The sequence below is a fragment of the Desulfurococcus sp. genome (assembly GCF_049970475.1).
Classification (GTDB): Archaea; Thermoproteota; Thermoprotei_A; order Sulfolobales; family Desulfurococcaceae; genus Desulfurococcus; species Desulfurococcus amylolyticus.
In genome coordinates this window covers 1-6505 of the sequence record NZ_JBMFMW010000065.1, presented here as the reverse complement: position 1 = coordinate 6505, position 6505 = coordinate 1, and the positions used below count along the sequence as shown (strand labels likewise).

Annotated in this window: 8 protein-coding genes; 2 read left to right on the top strand and 6 right to left on the bottom strand. The window is 42.4% G+C overall.

All coding sequences use genetic code 11. The annotated features are described in order from the left end of the window. Positions 1–160: 160 nt before the first annotated feature. The 5 genes from ACP5N5_RS04975 to ACP5N5_RS04955 form a co-directional block, all read right to left on the bottom strand. Complete coding sequence (locus tag ACP5N5_RS04975; RefSeq protein ID WP_428133489.1) at positions 161–913, bottom strand: ABC transporter ATP-binding protein; 753 nt, start codon at positions 911–913, stop codon at positions 161–163. Continuing rightward, positions 903–1841, bottom strand: coding sequence for a FecCD family ABC transporter permease (locus ACP5N5_RS04970; protein WP_428133486.1), 939 nt, complete (start codon positions 1839–1841; stop codon positions 903–905). The genes ACP5N5_RS04975 and ACP5N5_RS04970 overlap by 11 nt, the downstream gene beginning before the upstream one ends. Beyond that, a complete protein-coding gene (locus ACP5N5_RS04965; protein ID WP_428133484.1) occupies positions 1838–2869 on the bottom strand; it encodes an ABC transporter substrate-binding protein in 1032 nt (343 codons plus the stop codon). The genes ACP5N5_RS04970 and ACP5N5_RS04965 overlap by 4 nt, the downstream gene beginning before the upstream one ends. A gap of 162 nt (positions 2870–3031) precedes the next feature. Then, positions 3032–3613: a hypothetical protein gene (locus ACP5N5_RS04960; RefSeq protein ID WP_428133482.1), complete on the bottom strand. Its 582-nt coding sequence runs from the start codon at positions 3611–3613 to the stop codon at positions 3032–3034. Positions 3614–3622: 9 nt separating this feature from the next. Then, on the bottom strand, positions 3623–4168 hold the full coding sequence (locus ACP5N5_RS04955; RefSeq protein WP_428133480.1) for a cysteine hydrolase family protein: 546 nt from the start codon (positions 4166–4168) through the stop codon (positions 3623–3625). A gap of 232 nt (positions 4169–4400) precedes the next feature. Between ACP5N5_RS04955 and ACP5N5_RS04950 the strand changes: the two genes are divergently transcribed. Continuing rightward, positions 4401–5681, top strand: coding sequence for a Glu/Leu/Phe/Val family dehydrogenase (locus ACP5N5_RS04950; protein WP_276813905.1), 1281 nt, complete (start codon positions 4401–4403; stop codon positions 5679–5681). Here the strand turns inward: ACP5N5_RS04950 and ACP5N5_RS04945 are convergent. Then, positions 5678–5935: a DUF504 domain-containing protein gene (locus tag ACP5N5_RS04945; protein WP_012609119.1), complete on the bottom strand. Its 258-nt coding sequence runs from the start codon at positions 5933–5935 to the stop codon at positions 5678–5680. The two genes, ACP5N5_RS04950 and ACP5N5_RS04945, sit on opposite strands and share 4 nt — an antisense overlap. Before the next feature lie 183 nt (positions 5936–6118). Here ACP5N5_RS04945 and ACP5N5_RS04940 point away from each other — a divergent pair, with 183 nt between their 5' ends. After that, a complete protein-coding gene (locus tag ACP5N5_RS04940; protein WP_428133477.1) occupies positions 6119–6361 on the top strand; it encodes a hypothetical protein in 243 nt (80 codons plus the stop codon). Positions 6362–6505: the final 144 nt, after the last annotated feature.

The following is a 6505-nucleotide window of genomic DNA, read 5'->3' as shown; positions in this document are numbered from 1 at the left end:
CAGAGAATACCGGGAGAAACTATCCAGGCTCCACGGGAGAAAAGTAAAAGGTAATAGTCATCGAGGAAAACTAGTGAAGACACCGAGAGAATAAAACGGTTCAAAAATATTTAAAAAGAATTTAGAACCTGTAACAGGCTTAATCCTTGGTGACGTCAGTTTAGTAGTATGGTATAATGATTCTCATGCCTCCAGGTATTTCAGTGACCATGAACTCTACACCGTATACTTCTCTTAGGACATCCAGGTTCTCCATTAATTCATTCAGCCATCCATGGAACGCTATGGAGCCGCTTCTTAGGACTACTATATAGTCGCAGGTGTACGATGCGAATATCGGGTCGTGTGTAGCGATAATTATTGTCGAGGATCCGGACTTCTTTCTAAGTGTTTTGGAGAGGACTGGTTTGAATCCTGTGTCGATATGGGCGTCTGGTTCATCAAGTAATATGTACCGTGGTTTCTTTATCAGTGCTGAGGCTATCACTATTTTCTGTAGCTCGCCGCTGCTTAATTCATTAATATATCTATCCAGTAAACCCGTGATGCCTAGCTCTATTGATGTATTATATATTACCTCCTCGACATCTATGTTTTTAAGCGGGTAAAGCGCCATTTCAAGTACCTCCCTAACCTGTAACTGTAGGGACGTAGATATGGTTTGCTGTGACCCATACGATAGGATCCTTGATAAAACTGTCAGCGGCGTCTTTGAGACCTCTCTTCCATCAATTAGTATCGAGCCCTTGTAGCCTACTAGCCTGGCTAGTGCACGTAAGAGGGTAGTTTTACCTGATGCATTAGGACCCATTAAGCATGTGACTTTATTCTCCATTATTTCGAGAGATGCATTGTTTAATCCCTTTAATCCACCTGTATATTCGACTACTACATTACTGGCCTTAATCACCATATATCCTCCGCCTCGAGAGCAGTAAATATATGAAGAACGGAGCCCCAATGAGTGAGGCGATGGCTCCAGCCGGTATTTCACTCCATATTACAGCGAAGAGCCTCCTGCTTGTAAAGTCGGTTACATAAAGTATTATAGATGATGTGAAGGCCGCTAAAGGCGCGACAACCCTGTTATCACTCCTACCAGATAGGTACCTCGCTATATGTGGTGATGCCAATCCAATAAAACCTATTAAACCGTAGAGTGAGGTGACGATACTGCTGGTTAAACCGGCGACAATTATTGAGATCAAGCGTATAACTCGGGGGTTAAACCCGGTTATTACTGAGAATTCATCGCTTACCTCCAGCGTGTTAAGGGGCCTTGCAAGAATGGGCATCATGGATGCTGAGATGACTAGGGGAATAGATAACATATATAACTTATCATTGGTGGCAACTATGAAGCTTCCAACGAGAAGAAGCTGTGCATACGGGTAAACACGGATCGTTAGATAAGATAGGAGAGCCGATATGCCTGAGAAAAAAGAGTTAACGCCAATGCCGGCTAGCACATATGAAGTAGCTGTGCCAGATAACTTCTCCGCCAGTATGATTGTGAGAAATAAGGCTAAAAGCCCGCCAAGCATCGAGGACAATGGGGTAGCGAGAGTGAAGCCTCCAGCTATTAAAATACTTAGATAAGTAAACACAAGTGAGCCGCTTCCTATCCCGAGTATGTAGTGGTCTACTAGTGGATTACGTAGTGAGGACTGAAGATATACTCCGGTTAAACCTATAATTATGCCAGTTGAAATCACTGAGAGAATCCTGCTTAATCTATAGTTAAATAATAATGAATTGTGTTGAACATCGTTGAGATCGTATATTAACATTATGGAAAAAACAAGTAGTAGGCCTAGAAGCCAGAGATCTCTTTGCTTCATTTCCTCCAATACCTCTTTGCAAGCACCATGGTAATCAACGCTATTGAAGCGACGAGTACAATGATCACTATGACTGAGTATGTTGACGACCCTTCACTACTGGTTACACGAGTAATATTTGACCGTGTTAAAACATTATAGATTACCTGGGGCGCATATATTATAAGGGGTCCCGGCCTCGAGATTATATCTGTTTCCGTCTGGTTTAATACAATAATGGGTTTACCCAGATTAGTTAGCCCGCTCTCTTTTAACGTATTAGAGTTGGGACCGATGTATGTAACTACTATGATGTCTGGATCCAACTCGACTACCTTCTCGAGGCTTATGGATGACCATGAATATATATTGCTACAGGCATTCGATAAACCCAGTCTTTCAAGTATGTCATCTATGTATGTTCCTTTGCCAGCAACCCATATACCACTTGTTAAATCCACTATGATTAATACTTTGACACCCTTGTATTTACTAGTTATTAGATCCCTGTATTTACCTAGTTCACTCTCTAGTTTGATGGTGAAGTCGTCGGCTAGGCTAGTCTTATTTAAGAGCGTAGCAATGGTGTAGAAGTCGCTTAAAACATCTTGCATGCTTTTAGATGAACCACCAGCCAAGTATACTACGGTAATATTATAGTTCTTGAAGAAATCTAATAATGGAACATGAGCCCCTTTATCAGCTAAAACTATATCAGGGTTGATCCTGAGTATTTCTTCGGCTCTTACAGTTGACCACCAGTACCCGCCGACATCAATTACACCATGTGTCTTGAGAATGCTTGAGACGTTAAACCATGTATCGCTCAACGATATTGAATCAGCCCCCACTACTCTATCTAGTTCATCCAGGTAAGCAAGGATCTCCGTGATGGAGGGGCTGAGGGAAACTATTTTAGATGGTGTTTCACTAAGACTTATGGTTCTCCCTGTAGCATCCTGCACTACTATTCCGGCTTTTACAGGTATACTTGCAACTATAAGTAGGGCAAGTATTATTATATACCCGTATTTAATCTGCTTGGACATTTTGTCCAACACCAAACAATACTAGAAGCTATACATCTTAAAAACATTTCCAGGAAGAGATAGACCAAATTAGATGAAATGTAATGTGGTGATCCATGTTGCTGGGGATAACTATGTAGCGAACGCATCTGGACGGAGTTGATAACCCTTAAAGGGATTTAGTCAGATCATTGATTCTGTACATATGTTTACAAGGGCGTTGAGAACAGCTGACTCATATAGTAATGGTATGTGCTTTCTCCATAAAACTAATACTGAGTTGTTTTCTAGGAGAGTTGCAGGCACAAGTTCGATGTATCTTCTACTAAGTTCTTCGGGGACCAATGGGAATACTATTCTATCTGGTACTATACCAATAACCTCTATACATTCTCTATCCCTTGTTTCAACAATGATCCAATCTCTTATCTCTACTATTTTTGACTCAACTTTTTTAAGGAGGTCTGGATCAACTGGGTGAAATATTGTGAGGAGGTATTGTTTAACTGGTTGCGTAATTATCGATGCTTGATGAATACCCTCTGTTATGAATTCATATAGTTCCGGGCGTGTTTTCTGAAGTGATTTAACGTATTCATTTATCCGGCGTATTCTTCTCTCTCCTATACTGGTTTTCCTTGACACCGAGACTCTTCCAAGACCCTCCTTATGCATTCCCAGCATGACTACTAATAGCTCTGCTACAGTGAATCCCGATTCCCTTGAAATATTCTTAATTGTTTCCAGTAAGCCGCAGTTGATCACTGTTAACCACTATTTGCTGCTTATGAATTCTATTACTTCCCTGGACTTCATTATTCTGCATCCAAGTATGGTCTTCATATAGTTTAATGCCCATTCGTGGTCGCTTCTACTAAAAGCGCTCACTGCATCCTCGACCACTATAACCTGGTACCTGTTATAGAATGCATCCATTGCCGTGTGGAGTACGCATATATGAGTATGTATACCTGTTATAATCACGGTGTCTACGCCTAGGTCTCTGAGTATGTAGTCTAGGCCTGTTTCCCTGAAGCCGCTATAGGATCTCTTATATAATACTATATCGCTTGGTCCAGGCCTCAGCTCCTCTATTATCTCCGACTCTGGATCATTATGCATTGCATGCGGTCCCCATATGGATAACTCATGATCGAATGGGTAGTGGTGATCGGCTAGGTATATAACTGGGAATCCTCTTTTATGCATGGTGCTCGTTAGATCCTTTATCACAGGGATTATTCTCAATGCCTCCGGGCTTCTTAGTCTACCATGTACAAACTCTTTCAACATGTCCACTACTAGTAGAGCCGGCCTCAAGAACGACACCAGTTATTGATATAAGGTGGTTGAGGGAATTAAAAGTTAGTGTGATGACCGACTTCGGTTCTGAGTTAAAGCGATGAAGACCCGTGTGAGGGCTGATATTAACGGGATATACATCACACGTTGTCCCATGCAACCTTGGAAGCGTATTCCAGATATATATCGTATATATTGATAGGTAGTCTTTTTAAAGCATTCCAGGAATAATAGTTACTTGGTGATAAATATGAATGAGCACGCATCACTATATGAAAATGATCCAGTATATCAGATGGCTGTGAAGCAATTACGTGAATCAGCATCGCTTCTAGGATTATCCGATGAAATCGTCGAGATACTCAGACACCCGGAGAAACTGGTACAGGTTAAAATCACTATTAGGAGGGATAACGGTAAGCTAGAGACGTATCTAGGCTGGAGAAGCCAGCACAATAGTGCGCTGGGACCTTATAAGGGAGGAGTAAGATACGGTGAAGACGTGACTCCTGGTGAAGTAGTTGCTTTATCAATGTGGATGACCTGGAAGACCTCCCTAGCTGGCATTCCTTATGGCGGTGGAAAGGGGGGTGTAAGGGTTAACCCGAAGGCTTTAAGCCAGAGAGAGCTAGAAGAGTTAAGCAGGAAGTTCTTTGCCGGCATAGCCAAGGACGTAGGCCCCGAGGTAGATATACCTGCCCCAGACGTATACACTAATCCACAAACAATGGCATGGTACTTCGATGAATATAGTAAGATAGTAGGGTACCAGGCGTGGGGAGTTGTTACCGCGAAGCCCGTGGAGCTTGGAGGATTATATGCAAGGGTTGTATCAACAGGGTATGGCACAGCTCTCACTGCAAGGGAGGCGGCTAAGAGATGGATAGGTGGATTGGCGGGTAAAACAGTTGCAATACATGGTTTCGGAAACGTTGGCATATATGCTGCGAAATATCTTACTGAATGGGGTGCAAGAGTGGTTGCTGTAAGTGATAGCAGTGGATACATATATGATCCGAACGGATTAGACATCGAGGAAGCAATAAGGGTTAAGGAGACAACAGGCAAGGTGACAAACTATAAGAAGGGGGATGTAAAGGTCTCTGGAAACCATATGGAACTACTTGAATTACCCGTTGATATCCTAGTACCAGCTGCAACACAGGATGTTATAACAAAGGAAAACGTTAATAGAATAAAGGCTAAAGTCATTGCTGAGGGCGCTAATGGTCCAACCACGCCTGAAGCCGAGAAGGTATTGTATGAGAAAGGTGTGATCATAGTGCCAGATATATTAGCGAACTCAGGAGGAGTAACGATGAGCTGGATCGAGTGGAGCCATAACAAGATGGGGTGTTGGCTCACTGATGAGGAGGCATTATCGAGGCTGGATAAAATGATGACGCTGAACTTTAATAGGGTGTACGATGAGTGGAGAAAGAGGTTCTCAGAATATCCAATGAGGACTGCTGCCTACGCTATAGCTGTAGACCGTGTCGTAAAGGCTATGAAGCTAAGGGGATGGATCTAACCCTCGTTTTTTCCCCTCTTGTATAAAACTCTGTTATTTTTATCCCTGATCTCTTCAACCCTGTGCAATGGTATGATCTCGTTATGTGTGTATATATATCCTGCCCGTAGATCGATTATTAACTCGCCGGGCACAGGCTTCAGGATTTCACCACTCTCTGCCCGATATCTTATGTAGATTACATAATTGTTTTTAAATCCGCCGAAAACTATTCTCCTAAGCCAGTTCTCTAACTCTCCTCTCTTACGTCCCATATCTACTTAAGCCACCTTCAAGCACCCGATCTAAGTGATCCGTTTGAGACTACTTATAGCTTAACCTGGTTAAGTGGGCCTCGATTTAAGAGATAGTGGTTTTTAATTCCTTCTCTAATAATTTATCAGGTAAAGTCATGGTAAGTGATGCTACCAGCGTCTCAATTAGTATGAGGGGTAGTTATGAGTAGGAAGAAAATAATGGGGCTGATAATCACTTTTAGCACACTTGTCTTCAGCGTCATTTACACCTATTTACTGTTCTTCTCCACACACCAAGTCCAGGCTCTGACATTAAAGCTCACAGTATATTTCTTTGTAATCGTTTTACTAGCATCCCTATTTATAGTCGGTTACACCTTACTGAGGACAAACGTATTTCCTCCGGAGGAGGTTGAAGAAACTGTTTCCAGTGAGAAGGCCTAGGGATACAGGGGGTTCAGGTCTCACATAGGTTTATATAAATTGGTTTCATCCCTTCATCCTTGTTCCCCCTGTATCCCCTTTGGGCTTGCATATGGCTTAGGGGTGTTCGCGGGCACCCTACATCTTGAATTAAGGAATAGGTTT

What these genes read in the sequence shown, in the direction of transcription:
- ACP5N5_RS04975 (WP_428133489.1), bottom strand. Translation starts at nt 913, where the DNA reads ATGGTGATTAAGGCCAGTAATGTAGTAGTCGAATATACAGGTGGATTA.
- ACP5N5_RS04950 (WP_276813905.1), top strand. Translation starts at nt 4,401, where the DNA reads ATGAATGAGCACGCATCACTATATGAAAATGATCCAGTATATCAGATG.
- ACP5N5_RS04970 (WP_428133486.1), bottom strand. Translation starts at nt 1,841, where the DNA reads ATGAAGCAAAGAGATCTCTGGCTTCTAGGCCTACTACTTGTTTTTTCC.
- ACP5N5_RS04945 (WP_012609119.1), bottom strand. Translation starts at nt 5,935, where the DNA reads ATGGGACGTAAGAGAGGAGAGTTAGAGAACTGGCTTAGGAGAATAGTT.
- ACP5N5_RS04965 (WP_428133484.1), bottom strand. Translation starts at nt 2,869, where the DNA reads ATGTCCAAGCAGATTAAATACGGGTATATAATAATACTTGCCCTACTT.
- ACP5N5_RS04940 (WP_428133477.1), top strand. Translation starts at nt 6,119, where the DNA reads ATGAGTAGGAAGAAAATAATGGGGCTGATAATCACTTTTAGCACACTT.